The following is a 17,471-nucleotide window of genomic DNA, read 5'->3' as shown; positions in this document are numbered from 1 at the left end:
CCATTTTTTTGCAGGCAGCCTCAGCGCGGCGATATCGGCTTTATGTATGTTGGCGAACATAAGAATTCATGGCGGGAATTTAAAATGACGGCTAACTGTAGCGTTCAGTAACGCTGCCCCTGACCATGCGGTGCCACTCGCGGCTGGTCTTTGTCGAAGCATCGCTGTTCTTACCTGAAGCTGGCTTGTTATGAATGACAACACTACCGCGCGCGCGCAGCGCAAGCCCACCACCCGCGTCTCGACCGGCATCGCCGGCCTCGACGATATCCTGTGCGGCGGCTTGACGGCCCAGCGCGTCTACCTGGTTGAAGGCTCGCCCGGCACCGGCAAGACCACCCTGGGCCTGCAGTTTTTGCTCGAAGGTGCGGCCGAGGGCCAGCCTGGCTTGTACATTACCCTGTCGGAAACCGCAGATGAGCTCGACGCCGTGGCGCAAAGCCATGGCTGGGATATGGACGGCATCGCCGTGTTCGAACTGGCGAACGACAATTCACTCGACCCGGACGCCCAGCAATCGGTGTTTCACCCGTCCGAAGTGGAGCTGGGCGAGACCACCCGCAGCGTGATGGAGCAGGTCAATAGCTTGAAACCGCTGCGCGTGGTATTCGACAGCCTGTCCGAAATGCGGCTGCTGGCGCAAAATCCGCTGCGCTACCGGCGCCAGATCCTGGCGCTGAAACAATTCTTTTCCCTGCGCGACTGCACCGTGCTGCTGCTCGACGACAAGTCGAACACGCCGGACCAGCAACTGCACAGCATCGCCCACGGCGTGATCAGCCTGGAACAGATCGCGCAGGAGTTCGGCAAGGAACGGCGCCGCGTGAATGTCATCAAGATGCGCGGCACCAAGTTTCGCGGCGGCTACCATGACTATATCCTGGAAACGGGCGGCCTGAAAATCTTCCCGCGCCTGATCGCAGCCGAACACAACCGTGACTTCGTCGCCCGTGTCAGCTCGACCGGCGCCAGCGCTTTCGACGAACTGCTCGGTGGCGGCTTGCCGTCTGGCACCAATACCCTGATTGTCGGCCCGTCGGGCATCGGCAAGACCACGGTGTCAGTGCGCTGCCTGCTGTCGGCGCTCGAGCGTGGCGAAAAGGCCTCGTTCTACCTGTTCGACGAAGGCCTGGCGACGTTTTTCGCGCGCTCGGCCGCGTTGCAGATGGACTTGCGGCCGTACTCGGACAGCGGCCAGCTGGCGATCCACCATGTCGACCCGGCGGAACTGGCGCCAGGCGAGTTTGCCCATATGCTGCGCGACGCCGTCGAGCAGTCGGGCGTGCAATTTATCGTCATCGACAGCCTGAACGCCTATCTGCAGGCGATGCCTGGCGAGCACTTTTTGACCTTGCAGATGCACGAACTGCTGTCCTACCTGAACCAGCAGGGCGTGACCACCGTGCTGGTGCTGGGCCAGCACGGCCTGATCGGCGAAGTGCGCTCCGACGTGGACCTGAGCTACCTGAGCGACACCACCGTGCTGCTGCGCTTTTTCGAATCGAACGGCAAGCTGCGCCGCGCCATTACCGTCATCAAGAGCCGCACCAGCAACCATGCGCTGACCATCCACGAACTGCAACTGGGCGCGGGCGGCATTGTGATTGGCGGCGCACTGGAAGGTTTTGAAGGCATATTGACGGGCTTGCCGACCTACCGCGGCGCCACCCCCATGATGCTGGCGGGGTCCGATGAGCCCCGATAATGGCGCGCTCGACGAGCGGGTCCTGATCCTGGCGCCGCATGGACGCGACGCCGAAGTGATCCACCAGGTGCTGGCGCGCAATGGCTTTGGCGGCGGCGCGGTGGCCGGTTTCGACGCCATGGTGGCCGAACTGCAGCTCGGCGCCGGCGCCTGCGTGATCGCCGAAGAAGCCTTGCAGGATTCCAGCGTCAACCAGCTGCTGGCATGGCTGCGCACACAGGAACCGTGGTCCGATTTTCCCTTCGTGATCCTGATTTCCAAGCACAATGGCCTCGCGCCGCAAGCGGCGCGCAGCACCTTCGACCAGTTGGGCAATATCATCCTGCTGGAGCGGCCCTTGAATGCCGAAACCTTGCGCAGCGCCGTTGCCTCGGCCTTGCGCGGACGCAAGCGCCAGTACGAAGCGCGCAAGATCCTGGTCGAACGCATGCGCGCGGCCGAAAGCCTGCGCGACAGCCGGGTCCAGCTGCTGCAACTGAATGAAACGCTCGAATCGCGCATCGAGGAGCGTACGCGCGCGCTGGCGCAGGCCAATGACCGCCTGATGAATGAAGTGATCGAACGCGAGCGGGTGCAGCTGGCCATGGTGCAGCTGCAAAAGATGGAGGCGGTCGGGCGCCTGACGGGCGGCATCGCGCATGACTTCAACAACCTGCTCAATGTGATCCAGGGCAGCATGGACCTGATCCTGTATCTGTCCAAGGACGAGAACGCCCGCCGCAAGGCCGAAGTGGCGCGCCGCGCCTGCGAACGTGGCGGCAAGCTGACCAGCCAGTTGCTGGCGTTTTCACGCAACCAGCGCCTCAACTTGCGCGCCACCGATATCCGCACCCTGTTCGATGGCGTGCGCGAACTGATGGCGACCTCGCTCGGCTCGGCCGTCAAGCTGTCCTTCGATATCGACGCGCGCCTGCGCTTCGTGATGGCCGACCTCAATCAGATGGAAATGGCCTTGCTTAACCTGGCCATCAATGCGCGCGACGCCATGCCTGCCGGCGGCAAGCTGCTCGTGCGCGCCAGCCTGGCCGATGCGCCCGACGGCCTGCTGCCGGCCGGCCCGTATTGCCTGATCACCGTCACCGACGACGGCCAGGGCATGGACCCGGCGATTGCCGCCAAGGTGTTCGAACCGTTCTTCACCACCAAGGCGATCGGCAAAGGCACGGGCCTGGGGCTGAGCCAGGTGTATGGCATGGCCCTGCAGTCGGGCGGCACGGCGCGCGTGCTTAGCGAGCCGGGCATTGGCACCACGATCGAAATCTGGCTGCGCCTGGCCAGCGACGAAAAGCCGGCGCCGGACGAGCGCCTCGATGGCGCGCCGCCGCTGGCAGGCAAGGGCGAAGGCGCGCGCATCCTGGTGGTCGAAGACGACAGCTCGGTGCGCCTGTCGATGGTCGAATCGCTCGAAGCGCTCGGTTACCAGGTCAGCCAGGCGCAGGACGGCCATGCCGGCCTGCACGAACTGCGCCGCGACCAGCCCAGCCTGATGATCACCGATTACCTGATGCCGGGCATGACGGGCGCCGAACTGGTGGCGATCGCCAACCGCGAGTTTCCCGGCCTGCCGATGATTATCGCCACCGGCTACGCCGACATGGAAGCGATCGACCGCGTGATCGGCAGCAACACCGTGCTGCGTAAACCTTTCCAGCTGGCGGACCTGGCAGCCACGGTAAAACAGGCGCTGGGACGGCAGGGCGGGCTGGCGCCATGAGCGAAATTATGTCGCCCGCCTGTCCCGATGGCGCCGTTGGCACTGGAATGGCAAAAAAACAAGCCCGATAGCAGGCTGGTGCCGCAATGACGCTTTCCATAAAGCGTGGATCGACCTGACCAAAACGCATTGGGGTAATCCGTGCGCTCGATATTGCCAAGGCCGGGAGCCTGGTGCTGTATCTCGCCGGCGCTAAACGGTGGCGTTTTCGTCGCGCACCTCGCCGTCGGCGCTGAAGCACTGCGCCACGGCCTGCGCATCGTGTGCCTTGTCGGCCTGAAAATAAGCGGCCACCACGACCGGCAAGTTGAGCGTCATGTCGTTTCTCCTGTCAGTTGAACGAAGACTCATCATAAATGCCATGATTTTGTCGCGATACGCAGGTTTGACAGGTAAGCTATCAACTTCAAGTTAATAATCAACACCATGAAAGCAGTCTCGCTGGAAGCCATCCGCCTCTTGCGGCTCGAGCGGATGCTCCAACCGTTCATTGCGCCTACCTCGGGCTTGTTTCTGTATTTCGCGGCCAAAACCCAAGGCCAGCCCAAGCTGCGCGCGTTGATCGATATGGCCACGGCGCAGCTGCGGCAAGGCATTCTTGGCCTGACGTCAACTTGTCCTTCACCTTGACGACGGTCCAGCTTAGAACTCTTCCCAATCCTCAAGGTTGCCCTTGTCCACGATCTTGGCCTGGCGGGCAATCGGCTTGCTCGCTGCGCTCCTGGTTTGCGCTGCCTTGGCGGGCGAGAGCGGCAAGCGCGCCGCTGCGCGCGGCGCGACCTGACGCGGCCCGGCATGCTGGCTGGCGCCAACGGTGCTCGCCAGCTTGAACACGCTGACCACTGCGGACAGATCTGTCGCCTGTTCCTGCATCGCGCTTGCCGCCGCCGACGCTTCCTCGACCAGCGCCGCATTCTGTTGGGTCACTTCATCCATCTGTGCTATCGCCGAGTTGACCTGCTCGATGCCCATGGTCTGTTCCAGGCTGGCGGAGGCGATCTCGCTCATGATGTCGGTGACGCGGGTAATCGACTGCACGATATCGGCCATGGTCGCGCCGGCGTCGTCGACCAGCTTGCCGCCGACCGCCACCTTGGTGACCGAATCGTCGATCAGCACCTTGATTTCCTTGGCCGCAGCGGCGGAGCGGTGCGCCAGGTTGCGTACCTCGGTGGCGACCACGGCGAAGCCGCGGCCCTGCTCACCGGCCCGTGCCGCTTCCACGGCGGCATTGAGCGCCAGGATATTGGTCTGGAACGCGATGCCATCGATGACGCCGATGATATCGACGATCCTCTTGGACGATGCATTGATCGAGGCCATGGTCTCGACCACCTGCGCCACCACGCTGCCGCCCTTGACCGCCACTTCCGAGGCCGACACCGCGAGCGCGTTGGCCTGGCGTGCATTGTCGGCATTCTGCTTGACGGTGCCGGTCAGTTCTTCCATGGACGATGCGGTTTCTTCGAGCGAACTGGCTTGTTGCTCGGTGCGCGAGGACAGGTCGAGGTTGCCGGCCGCGATTTGATGCGAGGCGGTGGCGATGGTATCGGTGCCAGTGCGCACGCGGCCGACGATACCGGCGAGTTGATCGCGCATCGTTTTGATCGAGAACATCAGGCTGGTCTTGTCGGCATCGCGCACCATGATGGGCCGGTCCAGATTGCCGCCTGCAATTTCTTCGGCGACGGACATCGCGTAGCTCGGTTCTCCGCCTAATTGTTTCAAAATGCTTTGTGTGATGGCGATGCTGGCGCCGATCGAGGTCAGCATGCCGATGACGGAAATCAGCATGATCAAATTTCTGCTCTGATTATATTTTTCGTGGGCTTCGAGCGCCGTCTGGTTGCTGGTTTTTATTTCATAGTCCCTGAACTCGATCAGCAGATTGATCCATTTGTCCAGCGCAGGTCCGGTCTCGCCCATCAGCACGTCCGGTGCGCCGGGATCGTTGGCCAGGCCGAGGCTGGACGCTTTTTTCACCAGCGGCAGGGCGGCTGTTTTTACTTCGGCTATTTTAGCCAGATAGGTTTTTTCCTCGGCACTGGTATTCGGATCGCTCTGGAATAATTTTTCCAGTTGCTCGGCATATCTTTCGTATGACAGCAGTTTTTCTTCAAATATTTTTTTCTGCACCTCCATTCTAGGCATGTCGGACAGGACAATCAGATTGCGCATGGCGGCCGATGCTTTTTGCGCTTCGCCCATGGCTTGAGAAATCAGATTGGCCTCTTGCGCATTGAAATCTACCGTGACGGTCAGCGACTCGTTCAACGAGGCCAGTTTATTGATGCTCAGCACAGAGATCAATATTAAGATGGCGAGCACGATACCGAAGCCGATAGCCAGACGGGTGCGGACTTTGAATGTGGAAAATATCATTATTATTTTAACAATGTTTTAGCATTGTTATTTCAGTAAAATTGAGTTTCTATGATTACCCGATGCCAGCCGCCCGATGCGGGAAAGAGGGGTAGCGCTTGCTCTTTGAAACGGCCGTGTCTTGTGCGTAAAATATAGTGTGATCGGCGTGATTACAGCCTGACAGGCGGCTTCCAGGTCACTCATTTCACTGTAACATATTATTTTGTGAATATATATGTGACAGGTAAAAATGAGAAATTTGTGTTGTTTGTGTGTCAAAAAACGAATATCATCAATTTAATTGGCGGTATTGTATTTTCATTGTGTACAATTGATTTGCAATACGGCTGCTGCAAGCCGCTCGGTCAGATTCCTCCAGCCGGGAAAATATCAGCGCCTTGCGCGCCAGTCAATTCCCGATGGGGCCCGCGTGCTTGCTTCGGCAGCGCTTTCCTGTCGGCGATCGCCTACGTCAGCTTGTCATGACAGTCGCGCCTGCCGGGTCAGGCAAGCAGGGCTGTGGGTGTGCGCGGCGAGGACATCAGCGCGCGAAACGCCGCCCAGTGCTGCGCGCGCGTCGCGCCCTGGCGCTCGACCCAGGCCCTGGCCATGTCCTGGCCCAGGTTGTAGTTGATCACATAGGCGCCCATGCCATCGTAGAACTGCAGCCGCTGCGCCGCTTTTTCCACCGGATACAGGCGCACGTTAATCAGCCATTCCAGCGCTTCTGAACGCGTCAGGCCACCGTCCAGGTACTGGCGCGCGATATCGTTGTCGGCATAGGCCAGCTGCGCCAGCAGGCGATTGAGCGCCAGGTAGCGCGGCGCCAGCCTGGCATCGAGCCCGGCCAGCGGAAACAGGACCTGCTGCTCGAACGCCAGCCGCTCCTCGTCGTTCAGGCACAGTTCGATGCCGTAGTTGGCCGTGCCTTCGGCGATCAGCGATTGCGGCGAGTACAGGGGATAGACGCAGTATTCCACCCAGCCCTTGCCGCGCACCAGATCGCGTTCGAGCAGCACGTTATACACATGGTGCCCGGGATAGGCTTCGTGGCAGCCCAGGTCGACGGCGCGGTCGATATGGACCGGCAAGTCGGTATTGATCTGGATCACGCTCTGATAATTGCCCTTGTACCAGTTGTAGCCGCTCCAGGGTTTGTCGGTGACCAATTCCAGGACAAAATCTTCTTCCGCTGGCAGCGCGATGCGCGCCAGGGTACGCTCGCGGCCGGTGGCAATCGCCGCCTGCATCACATCCTGCAGGCGCTCGGGGGGAATGATGAACTGCTGGCGAAATGCCTGCACGCGCTCACTGACCGACCCCGCGCCTGGCAGCAGATGGTCCACTTGCGCCACGATGGTTTCATACCAGGGGCGCGTATGGTGGGGCGAGACAGCGTCATAGAGCCGCGCGCTTTCCTCGTCAAACGGCAGTTTCGCGCCACCGAGCATGGCCACTCTGGCTTGCATGGCCAGCAATTGAGTACGCAGGTTGGCCGCGCGCAATTGCGTCTCCTGGTCGCCCGACAAAGGCAGCAGTTCCAGCGCTGCGGCGATGTCCTGGCTGATTTTCGCCAGCGGCAAGCGCGCCGCAACGGCAGCTGTTTGCCACTCGGGCGGGCCGTAGTAGGCGTCGACATAGGACGCATCATGCTGGCCGATGGCCAGCACCAGGTGTACATAACGTTCTGCAATATCGGCAAGGGAAGCAGGCATGGCGGCATGGAGTCGGCAGTGGAAAACCCAGTATAGCAGCGCTGCGCAGTGATAACGCTGCCGATGGCGCACGCTGCCCCGTGTCATCAGCCCGTGTCATTATCCCGTGTCATTATCCCATTTATCAGCAAAATCAATAACTGGTATCTGAAATCGAAAGTGGCTTTATATCTTGAAACGCTTATCATGATATTGCACTGCAACAAACACCGCATATTTCAGGAGCTTTTCATGTCGCACACCACCTTGCCAGCCTTGACCGTTTTCTCTTTCAACAGCCTGTCCGGCGCCTTTGAGAAGGCAGCCTTGGCGGTGCAAGCACTGATGCTGCGACTGCACAACGCGCTTGCCAACGGCATCGAAGAGCGCGTGCGTGAAGAACAGGATGCGGACCTGGCCGAAGCCACCGACCGTTATGATCTGGAGTTCCGCATGCGCAAGCAAGACCGCCTGAGCGGCGGCAGCTACTGGAGCAATGGCAATAACCGCTGATACGCAAAACACGTCTGCATAAAAAAGCCCCCGTGCCTGATTGCCAGGCACGGGGGCTTTTGCATTATTGCTTCATCATAGAGGGGCGCGTCTGGGGCGGCACGGGCACAGTGCCGCTGCGTCCCGGTGCGAACGACGCTGCCGTCGTGCCCTGGACCGGCACGGCGCCCTTGCGCAGCCTGGCCACTTGGGCCGCTGTTGCAGCGCTGCCGTGATTGCCCCAGCTGGTCTGGATAAAGCTGACCACCTCGGCGATCTGCTGGTCGTTCAAGGTCCTGGCGTAGCCGCCCATCACCAGCGCCGACGGCGCCGTGTGGGTGGCCGGCACCCTGCCGCCCGACAGCACGATATTGATGGACGAGGTCGGGTCGGCCGTTTGCAGCACGGCGTTGCCGGCCAGCGCGGGGAAGGCCTTGCTGTAACCCTTGCCGTCCGAGCGATGGCAGCCGGCGCAGTTGTTCAGGTACAACTGCGCGCCAGTGGTGTCGACCTTGCCCGCAAACAGCGCCTTGGCGACTTTGTCGTCACCGACAAAAGCTTGGGCTTTGGCGTTGGCCGGCGGCAGCGATTTCAGGTATTTCGCAATGCTGGAGAGATCGTCCTTGCTCATGTATTGCATCGAGTGCGTGACCACGTCGTTCATGGCGCCGAACGAGGCGCTGTGATTGTTGCGGCCGGTTTTCAGGAATTGCGCGATATCCGCTTCGCTCCAGCGCGCCAGGCCACCGCCGTGCTCGTTGCGCAGCGACGGTGCGACCCAGCCGTCGATGGCGGCGCCGCCGGCAAGATAAGCGCTGCCGTCGAGTTCGCTCAAGGCCTTCTCCTGCAGGCCGACGCCGCGCGCCGTATGGCAGGCGCCGCAGTGGCCCAGGCCTTGCACCAGGTAGGCGCCGCGCAGCAACTGCGGGTCGCCGGCGGTCGGCGCTGGCACATAAGGCGCCGGCCTGGGGGCGAATACCCAGCGCCAGACGGTCAGGGGAAAGCGCATCGACAGCGGCCACGCAATGTCGGAGGCGCGGTTCGGCGCCGCATTGGCGGCCACGCCATGCATCAGGTAGGCGTACAGGGCGCGCATGTCGGCCTCGCTCAGGCGCGAATACGAGGGGTAGGGCATGGCCGGGTAGACCGTATAACCGTGCTTCGTCACGCCGGTGCGCATCAGCTTGTCGAAGTCCTCGAAACGCCAGTTGCCGATGCCATGTTCCTTGTCCGGCGTAATGTTGGTGGAATAGATCTTGCCGATCGGCGTCGCCATGCCCAGGCCGCCGGCATAGGGCTTGCCTTGCGGCGCCGTATGGCAGGCGATGCAGTCGCCGGCGCGCGCCAGGTATTCGCCTTGCCTGATCAGTTGCGCATCGGCCGCGGCGGCCTGGCTGCCTGCGGATAGCAGCAGGGTCAGGGCGGCAAGCCAGCGTGGTGTGTGTGTTTTCATGGGACGATCCTTACGCGGCGACCAGCGGTCGCGGGTCTTTCAGATATTGTTCGCGCACGGCCCTGGCGCACCAGTAGGTCAGCGCGGCGGCCAGGCCGGTCGGGTTGTAGCCTATGCCGACCGGAAACACACTCGAACCGACGACGAACACGTTCGGCACATCCCAGCTTTGCAGGTAGCGGTTGACGACGCTGGTGCGCCGGTCCGTGCCCATGGCGGTGCCGCCGGCCCAGTGGGTGGTCTGGTAGTTGCGCAAATCGAGGTGGTCGCCGAAGTTTTTCACCGACACGTGGATCGATTTCGGTTTCATGGCTTTCGCCACGTCCGTCATTTTTTCCGTCACGTAGCGGCTCATCTTGATGTCGTTGTCCTTCCAGTCGAAGGTAAAACGTAGCAAGGGCTGGCCGAAGGTGTCGGTATAGGTCGGGTCGAGATCGACATAGCAGTCGCGGTAGACCATGTTGGCGCCGTGCACGTCGAACGAGACGGTGCTGGTGTAGTTGTCCTTGACGGCCTTTTTCCAGTTGGAACCCCAGGCTGGCGTGCCGTCCGGCACCGGAATGCCGGCGATCGGCTTGACGCCGGCCGGGTTGCACCAGGCGGGCGAACCGCCCACAAAGCCCAGCGGGCCATGGTCGAAGTTGTCGCCGTTGTAGTCGTCGACGGCCACGCCGTTGCCGCCGGAACCGATGAAGGGGTTGGTATTTTTGCCCGGCTCGTAGAACATCTGCACGGTGGACATGGTTTGATACGCAATATTGCGCCCCACCACGCCTTCGTTTTTCACCGGATCGTAGGGCTTGCCGATGCCCGACACCAGCAGCAGATGCGCGTTGTTGTAGGCAAACGTGCTGGCAATGACCAGTTCGGCTGGCTGCTCGACCGTCTTGCCGTCGGCGTTGACATAGGTCACGCCGGTGGCCTTCTGCTTGCCACCATCGAGGTTGATGCGCAGCACATTGCAGTTGGCGCGCAATTCGAAGTTGGCCGCCAGGCGCAGCGCCGGCATGATGTTCACTTGCGGCGAGGCCTTGGAATAGTTGTAGCAGGCAAAGCCGGAACAGAAGCCGCAGAAATTGCATGGTCCCATCTGGCAGTTGTAGGGGTTGGTGTAAGGCTGCGAGGCGTTCGACGAGGCGGACACAAACGGGTGCAGGCCCACTTCCCTGGCCGCCTGCCGGAACAGATGGGCCGTGTACGGCACTTTCTGTGGCGGCAGCGCAAAGTTGTCGGAGCGGTCGGCTTCAAATATATTGCCGTCGCCAACGATCTTGCCCTTGACTTTATACGCCTGGCCCGAGGTGCCGAAGACTTTTTCGACGAAGTCGAAATGCGGCTCCAGTTCTTCATAGCTGACGCCGAAATCCTGGATCGTCATGCCTTCGGGAATGAACTTCTTGCCATAGCGTTTTTCGTAGTGGCTGCGCAATTGCAGCTCTTCCGGCAGCACGCGCCAGTGCTGGCCCGACCAGTGCAGGCCGGCGCCGCCGACGCCGGTGCCGGGCTTGAAGGCGCCGATCTGGCGATACGGCACGGCGATGCCGCCAACCGCGTGGCGGAAGGTGAACGAACTTTTCGACATGTCCTGGAAGATCTTGCTGCGCTGGATATAGGTCAGCTCGTCCAGCGTTTTCGGGTAGGCGCCGTCGGGATAGGTATCGCGGTAGGGGCCGCGTTCGAGGGCCAGCACGTTCAGTCCCGCTTCCGTCAATTCCTTGGCCATAATGGCGCCGGTCCAGCCGAAGCCGACGATGACGACGTCGACCGGTTTCAATGTCATGTCTGCCATGGTGTGTCCTTATGCGATGGAAGCCGGTGGCAGCGGGTAGTGCACGCCGTATTGTTCGACCCAGTCCATGTAGTCGGCGCGCGCGCCCGGGAAGTTGATCATGCGCCAGGCGGCCATGTCCTTGTTGCCGCCATGGGCCGGGTCGCAGAAATAGCCTTCGCGCGTGTTTTGCAGCAGTTGCTTGAAGAACAGGGACGGCGGCACCGCGCCGATGTTCAGCGTGCCTTTTTCCAGTTCGCTGATCAATGCGTCGCGCTGCGCCGCAGGCAGGTCGGCGTAAAGCTTGCCGGTTTTTTGCTGTACGGCTTGCGCGAAGCCGGGCAGGGCGCTGCGGTACAGCTCGCGCGGCGCCATATGGAACTGATAGCCGAACTCTTCCGGTGCTGACACAAAGGGCGCCTGCATGAACCACAGCTTGCCGTAGGCATAGGGCGTATTCATTTGCAGGTCGATGAATTCATGCACGCCGGCCTGCAAGGCGCCGGGGCCTTCGGCATCGGCCGGGATCAGGCGGTCGACCAGCGCGCACAAGGTGGCCCATTCGGCGGCGGTAAAATACGTGCTCTGGTAGGGCTTGCGCTGCCCGTCGCCGGTGGCCAGCACGGTGCCGGCCGTGCCGACGGCGCCGAGGGCGGCTGCGACGGGGACGGCGACGGCCGCCTTGCGCAGGAAATTGCGTCTGTGCGCAGAGATGCCGATGACTTTCATGTATAACTCCTATGGCTGTATGGCTGGGAGGGCGCATGGTTTAACGATTTCATTCATGTATATTACATAAATGAAATAATTAAAGCATGCTCCGCCTTGCGAGCATAGGGTAAAAGGATGGGGAAGGGCGCCGGGTTGGCGCTTGAGCGTTAGCGATCCCGGCGCTTGAGAACCGTTGGCTTAAAACTCCACCACGCGCCGCTCGCGCATCGCCACCGTCATGGCAATGCCCAGGCGCGTCGCTTCGGTGGCGTCGTTCAGGGTCAGCGACAGGCTGCGCCGGCCCAGGGCCGCATCGGTAAATTCCTGCGCCTCGACCAGAAAGGCATTGGCAAAGCGGGCGTAAAAGTCGGGCGTGCATTCGTTGCGCACGCCGTGCACGTCGGAAATTTCCACGCGGTTCAGACGCGGATTGCCGCCCACGCAGAGGCGTCCGGCAGTGCCGAACACTTCCGTCAGCGTTTCGTGGCCGTGGGCCATGGTACGCGAGGCCATGAAGGTGGCCATGCCGCCGTCGGCAAACTCGACCGTCGCCAGGCCGTTGTCGACGTCGCCAAACGCCTGCAAGCCGTGGTGGATGGCGTTGGTGCCGCTGGCGTACACGCGCGTCGGCGTGGGGTTGCCCAGCAGCCAGCGCGCCAGGTCGATATCGTGCACGCTGCAATCGAGAAAGATGCCGCCGCTGGTGGGCGCAAAGCGCATGAAGGCGCCGCTGGGGTCGTTCTGGTCGCAGGTTTGCGAGCGCACCATGTAAGGCTTGCCGATCAGGCCGCCGGTGATTTTTTGCTGCGCGTCCTGGTAGCTGGCGTCGAAGCGGCGCACGAAACCGATCATGGTTACCAGCTGCGGGTGGTGCGCCGCCTCCGCTTCCACTGCCAGGCAATCGCCCAGGTCCAGCGACAGCGGCTTTTCGCAAAACACATGCTTGCCGGCGCGCAAGGCGGCGATGATCTGCTCCGCATGCATGGACGTGGGCGTGACGAGAAACACGGCGTCCAGGCCCGGGTGGGCCAGCAGGGCGCCATAGTCGGCATAGCCGGTGGCGATGCCCAGTTCGCGCGCCGCCCAGTCCAGTTCGGCTGGCACGGGACTGCAGGCGGCGACGACTTGCGCATTCGGCACGCGCTGCGCCAGGTTGATGGCGTGGCGCTGGCCCAGCCGGCCCAGGCCGACGATGCCGATTTTCAAGGTAGGCGAGGACATGTGTTCTCCCACGTCTACAGGGTAACGACGCGCTGTTCGCGCCAGGACAGGCTTGCCGCCTCGGCCAGGGCCAACGCTTGCAGGCCGTCTTCGACGGTGGTGCGCAGCGGCGTGCCATTGCAGAGTGCGTCAAAAAAATGCGCCATTTCCTGCGCGTAAGCAACGCGGTAGCGTTCGAGGAAAAAGTCTTCCGGCCGGTCCACGCTGACGTTCACCGCGCCATAGGCCGTCACTTCGGTCGGCTTGTGATTGCCCGCTTGCAGCATCCCCAGGCTGCCCAGCACTTCGAAACGCTGGTCGTAGCCATAGGCGGCGCGGCGCGTGGCGTTGATCTGGCACAAGCGGCCTGATTTGGTGCGGATGGTGACGACGGCCGTATCGAGGTCGCCCGCCGCCCCGATGGCGGGATCGACCAGGCAACTGCCGGTGGCGTGCACGCTGACGGCGTCGTCGTCGAGGATCCAGCGGAAGATGTCGAAGTCGTGGATCAGCATGTCCTTGAAGATGCCGCCCGATACCTTGATATAGCTGACCGGCGGCGGCCCCGGATCGCGGCTGGTGACCACCAGCAACTCCGGCGTGCCGATTTCACCGGCTTCGATGCGCTGTTTGACGGCCTGGAAGGTGGGGTCGTAGCGGCGCTGGAAGCCGAGCATGCACAGTACGCCCGCTTCCCTGACGGCGGCGGCGCAGGCGCGCGCGCGTTCTATGGTCAGGTCGACCGGCTTTTCGCAGAAGATGGCCTTGCCGGCGGCGGCCGAGCGCAGTATCAGGTCGGCGTGGGTGTCGGTGCTCGAGGCAATGACCACCGCACGGACGTCCGGGTCGCCCAGCGCCGTTTCCATCGAGGCGCTGCTGCCGCCATGAATGGCGGCGAGTGCCTCGGCCGCTTCCTGGTTGACGTCGACCACGTATTTGAAGCGTACGCCGGGATGAAAGGCCAAATTGGCCGCGTGGATTTTGCCGATACGGCCGGCGCCAAACAATGCTACCTGGATCATGCTTGATCTCCTGTTGTGGGGTGAATAGTCTCGCAATAATTATAAGAGCGATTTCGTAAAACAGAAACAAATTTCTATTTGAGAATTCCTTGAAATTTTCATTGCGTTCGTCGCAAGCCTGGACTAATCTATGCGCAGTGCACCGGTCGCGCTGCCGCAGGGCAGGCCGGTGTCACCCTTCAATCAACGCTGACAACTATAAAAAATCATCCATCTAGGAGACATTCATGTATAGCATCAAGAGCAAGGGTTTGTTGAAGTGCCTGGCCATCGCCGCCATGGGCGCCAGTCTGGGCTTGAGCAGCGGCGCCAGCCATGCGGCGGGCGAAAAATTCGTGCTGGTCAGCCATGCACCGGACTCCGATTCCTGGTGGAACACGATCAAGAACGCCATCAAGCAGGCCGGCGAGGATTTCAACGTTACCGTCGACTACCGCAATCCACCGAATGGCGACCTGGCCGACATGGCGCGCCTGATCGAACAATCGGCGGCGCGCAACTACGACGGCCTGATCGCCGACATCGCCGACTTCAGCGTGCTGCAAAAACCGCTGGGCACGGTGGTGGCGAAAAAAATCATGCTGGTGACCATCAACTCGGGCACCCTGGCGCAAAGCGAACAGCTCAAGGCCATCATGCACGTCGGCCAGCCTGAATATGACGCCGGCCTGGGCGCCGGCAAGCGCGCCAGGGAAGCGGGCATCAAGTCCTTTGTCTGCGTGAACCACTATGCGATGAATGCCTCCTCGTTCGAACGCTGCCGCGGCTTTGCCGATGCGCTGGGCGTGGACTTCAAGTCATCGACGCTGGACACCAACGGCGTCGATCCTGGCGTAATCGAAAGCAAGGTCAGCGCCTATCTGCGCAGCAATCCGAAAACCCAGGCCGTGCTGGCGCTGGGACCGGACTCGGCGCCGGCAGCCATGCGCGCGGTGGAAAAAATGGGCCTGAAAGGCAAGATGTATTTCGCCACCTTCGACCTGTCGGAAGAGATCACCAAGGGTATCAAGGATGGCAGCATCCAGTTCGCCATCGACCAGCAGCCCTACCTGCAAGGCTACATTCCTGTCGCCGTGATGGCCATCATGAAGCAGCAGAAGACCACCGACCTGGCCAAGGTCAAGGAAATCCTGATCGCCAATCCGAAGTACCAGGCGCGCCTGGCCGAATACGGCCTGACCCCCATCTATGGCCCGCGCCACATCAGTTCCGGCCCCGGTTTCGTGACCAAGGACAATATCGCCAAGGTCGAGAAGTACGCCGGGCAATACCGCTAACCCAGAGTCTGCCAGCGGCCTGCAGCTTGCAGGCCGGTTCCTGCGCCGCCCATCACGTGGGCGGCGCGTGGCCGGCGCTCGCCCTGCTCGCGTATTTCTGGCAAACAAGTAACTGAAAGGATTTCACATGACTGCGCTCAAATCCGGCCTGGCCGCCCCCGGCGTGACTCCGTCTTTGACGCCGGCACAACCTGCCGCCGACGAACGGGTTGGCAAGACCAGCCGCGCCAAGCAATTGTTCGGCCGGCCCGAATTTGCTTCCATCTCCGGCGCCGTGCTGGTATTCGCCTTCTTTATCATTACCGCCGGCGATTCCGGCATGTTCAACCTCGATGGCGTCGTCAACTGGATGCAGGTCGCTTCCTACCTGGGCATTATCGCCATCGGCGCCTGCCTCTTGATGATCGCCGGTGAATTCGACCTGTCGATCGGCTCCATGATCGGCTTTGCCGGCATGATGATCGCCATTCCCACCATCTATTTCCATTGGCCGCTGTGGGCCGCCATCGTGTTCGCCTTTGCCGGTTCGATGGCGCTGGGCTGGCTCAACGGCTACATCGTCATCAAGACGCGCCTGCCCTCGTTTATCGTCACCCTGGCGTTTCTGTTCATCCTGCGCGGCCTGACCCTGGCGCTGTCGATCATGTTCGCCAACCGCACCATCGTCAGCGGCGTGGGCGACCTGGCGGCCAATGACTGGCTGGCCAGTCTGCTGTTCCACGGCAATTTTGCCACCGGCCTTTTCCACTGGCTGGCCAGCCATGGCTGGATTGCCGTGCTCGACGACGGCTCGCCGCTGGTCAAGGGCATCCCGAAAGTGATCGCCTGGTGGGTGGTGCTGGCCGCCGGCGCCGCTTTCGTGCTGTCGCGCACCCGTTTCGGCAACTGGATGTTCGCCGTTGGCGGCGACGCCAACGCGGCCAAGAATGTCGGCGTGCCGGTGCGCAAGGTGAAGGTCTCGCTGTTCGTGTTTACCGCGTTTTGCGCCTGCCTGTTTGCCACCTTGCAAGTGTGCGACGTCGGTTCGGCGGCGGCCGACCGCGGCATGCAGAAGGAATTCGAGGCCATTATCGCGGCCGTCATTGGCGGCGCCTTGCTGACGGGCGGCTACGGTTCCGTGATCGGCGCCTGCTTCGGCGCGCTGATCTTCGGCGTGGTGCAGATCGGCATCACCTATACCAATATCAATTCGGACTGGTTCCGCGTGTTCCTCGGCGTGATGCTGCTGATCGCGGTGCTGTTCAATAATTTTGTACGCTCACGCGTCACGGAAGCGAGGTAATCATGAACGAGCATATCCTTGCCCTGGAAAATGTCAGCAAGCGTTTTGGCTCCGTGCTGGCGCTGCAGAACATCACCATGCGGTTGCGCGAGGGGGAGGTTCATTGTCTGCTGGGCGACAACGGCGCCGGCAAGTCGACCCTGATCAAGACCCTGGCTGGCGTGCACAAGCCGACCGAGGGCCAGTATCTGGTCGACGGCAAGCCGGTGGTGTTCAATTCACCGAGCGAAGCGCTGGACATGGGCGTGGCCACCGTCTACCAGGACCTGGCGCTGGTGCCGCTGCTGTCGGTGGCGCGCAATTTCTTCATGGGCCGCGAGCCGATGAAAAAACTGCTGGGCTTGGTTCCCGTGATGGACATCGATTATGCGGCCGCCACCGCGCGCGCCAAGCTGGCCGAGATGGGCATCATGGTGCGCGACCCGCACCAGGCCATCGGCACCATGTCGGGCGGCGAAAAGCAGTGCCTGGCGATTGCCCGCGCGATCCACTTCGGCGCGCGCGTGCTGATCCTCGACGAACCGACGGCGGCGCTGGGCGTGAAGCAATCGTTCAATGTCCTGAAACTGATTTACAAGGCGCGCGAACGGGGCATTTCCGTGATCTTCATTACCCACAATGTGCACCATGCGTATCCGGTCGGCGACTCGTTCACCCTGCTGAACCGGGGCAAGTCGCTCGGTACTTTCACCAAAGAAACGGTCACGAAAGAAGAACTGCTGGACATGATGGCGGGCGGCGCGGAAATGCAGACGCTGATGAGCGAACTCGACGGCGTGACGATTTAAG

Annotated in this window: 15 protein-coding genes; 7 read left to right on the top strand and 8 right to left on the bottom strand. The window is 61.7% G+C overall.

Annotation, left to right across the window (positions count from 1 at the left end; translation table 11 throughout):
* Window positions 1-190 precede the first annotated feature (190 nt).
* The gene (locus CD932_RS00625; protein ID WP_094440948.1) at window positions 191-1,705 is read left to right on the top strand and encodes an ATPase domain-containing protein; all 1,515 of its coding nucleotides are present in this window, start codon (window positions 191-193) and stop codon (window positions 1,703-1,705) included.
* Window positions 1,692-3,419 (top strand): response regulator, encoded by a 1,728-nt coding sequence (locus CD932_RS00620; protein ID WP_094440947.1) that lies wholly within the window; start codon window positions 1,692-1,694, stop codon window positions 3,417-3,419. Before CD932_RS00625 ends, CD932_RS00620 begins: the two co-directional genes overlap by 14 nt.
* A gap of 192 nt (window positions 3,420-3,611) precedes the next feature.
* Here the strand turns inward: CD932_RS00620 and CD932_RS29215 are convergent, their stop codons facing one another.
* Complete coding sequence (locus tag CD932_RS29215) at window positions 3,612-3,737, bottom strand: hypothetical protein (protein ID WP_254926412.1); 126 nt, start codon at window positions 3,735-3,737, stop codon at window positions 3,612-3,614.
* Window positions 3,738-3,845: 108 nt separating this feature from the next.
* Between CD932_RS29215 and CD932_RS00615 the strand changes: the two genes are divergently transcribed.
* The gene (locus CD932_RS00615; RefSeq protein WP_094440946.1) at window positions 3,846-4,049 is read left to right on the top strand and encodes a hypothetical protein; all 204 of its coding nucleotides are present in this window, start codon (window positions 3,846-3,848) and stop codon (window positions 4,047-4,049) included.
* Window positions 4,050-4,061: 12 nt separating this feature from the next.
* Here the strand turns inward: CD932_RS00615 and CD932_RS29620 are convergent, their stop codons facing one another.
* Window positions 4,062-5,801: a methyl-accepting chemotaxis protein gene (locus CD932_RS29620; protein ID WP_094440945.1), complete on the bottom strand. Its 1,740-nt coding sequence runs from the start codon at window positions 5,799-5,801 to the stop codon at window positions 4,062-4,064.
* A gap of 485 nt (window positions 5,802-6,286) precedes the next feature.
* On the bottom strand, window positions 6,287-7,498 hold the full coding sequence (locus tag CD932_RS00605; RefSeq protein ID WP_094440944.1) for a hypothetical protein: 1,212 nt from the start codon (window positions 7,496-7,498) through the stop codon (window positions 6,287-6,289).
* Window positions 7,499-7,822: 324 nt separating this feature from the next.
* On the opposite strand from CD932_RS00605, the gene CD932_RS00600 reads away from it, so the two are divergent.
* Entirely contained in the window at window positions 7,823-7,990 is a 168-nt protein-coding gene (locus CD932_RS00600) for a DUF3563 family protein (protein ID WP_094443365.1), read from the top strand.
* A 64-nt stretch (window positions 7,991-8,054) separates the two neighbouring features.
* On the opposite strand, the gene CD932_RS00595 is transcribed toward CD932_RS00600, so the two are convergent.
* From CD932_RS00595 to iolG, 5 genes are all read right to left on the bottom strand, one after another.
* The gene (locus tag CD932_RS00595; protein ID WP_094440943.1) at window positions 8,055-9,422 is read right to left on the bottom strand and encodes a cytochrome c; all 1,368 of its coding nucleotides are present in this window, start codon (window positions 9,420-9,422) and stop codon (window positions 8,055-8,057) included.
* A gap of 10 nt (window positions 9,423-9,432) precedes the next feature.
* Complete coding sequence (locus tag CD932_RS00590; protein WP_094440942.1) at window positions 9,433-11,211, bottom strand: GMC family oxidoreductase; 1,779 nt, start codon at window positions 11,209-11,211, stop codon at window positions 9,433-9,435.
* Between the two features lie 9 nt (window positions 11,212-11,220).
* Complete coding sequence (locus CD932_RS00585) at window positions 11,221-11,919, bottom strand: gluconate 2-dehydrogenase subunit 3 family protein (protein ID WP_094440941.1); 699 nt, start codon at window positions 11,917-11,919, stop codon at window positions 11,221-11,223.
* A 180-nt stretch (window positions 11,920-12,099) separates the two neighbouring features.
* Complete coding sequence (locus CD932_RS00580) at window positions 12,100-13,122, bottom strand: Gfo/Idh/MocA family oxidoreductase (protein ID WP_094440940.1); 1,023 nt, start codon at window positions 13,120-13,122, stop codon at window positions 12,100-12,102.
* Between the two features lie 14 nt (window positions 13,123-13,136).
* Window positions 13,137-14,123 (bottom strand): inositol 2-dehydrogenase, encoded by a 987-nt coding sequence (gene iolG / locus CD932_RS00575; protein WP_094440939.1) that lies wholly within the window; start codon window positions 14,121-14,123, stop codon window positions 13,137-13,139.
* Window positions 14,124-14,401: 278 nt separating this feature from the next.
* On the opposite strand from iolG, the gene CD932_RS00570 reads away from it, so the two are divergent.
* The 3 genes from CD932_RS00570 to CD932_RS00560 all read left to right on the top strand — a co-directional run bounded on the left by CD932_RS00570 (window position 14,402) and on the right by CD932_RS00560 (window position 17,470).
* Complete coding sequence (locus CD932_RS00570; protein WP_254926591.1) at window positions 14,402-15,400, top strand: sugar ABC transporter substrate-binding protein; 999 nt, start codon at window positions 14,402-14,404, stop codon at window positions 15,398-15,400.
* A 127-nt stretch (window positions 15,401-15,527) separates the two neighbouring features.
* Complete coding sequence (locus CD932_RS00565) at window positions 15,528-16,682, top strand: ABC transporter permease (RefSeq protein ID WP_094440937.1); 1,155 nt, start codon at window positions 15,528-15,530, stop codon at window positions 16,680-16,682.
* A gap of 2 nt (window positions 16,683-16,684) precedes the next feature.
* On the top strand, window positions 16,685-17,470 hold the full coding sequence (locus CD932_RS00560) for an ATP-binding cassette domain-containing protein (protein ID WP_094440936.1): 786 nt from the start codon (window positions 16,685-16,687) through the stop codon (window positions 17,468-17,470).
* Window position 17,471 lies beyond the last annotated feature (1 nt).

The organism is Janthinobacterium sp. PC23-8, from assembly GCF_002250505.1.
Taxonomy (GTDB): Bacteria; Pseudomonadota; Gammaproteobacteria; order Burkholderiales; family Burkholderiaceae_D; genus Janthinobacterium.
The sequence above is the reverse complement of the archived record's forward strand: the minus strand, read 5'-3'. Positions and strand labels throughout refer to the sequence as shown.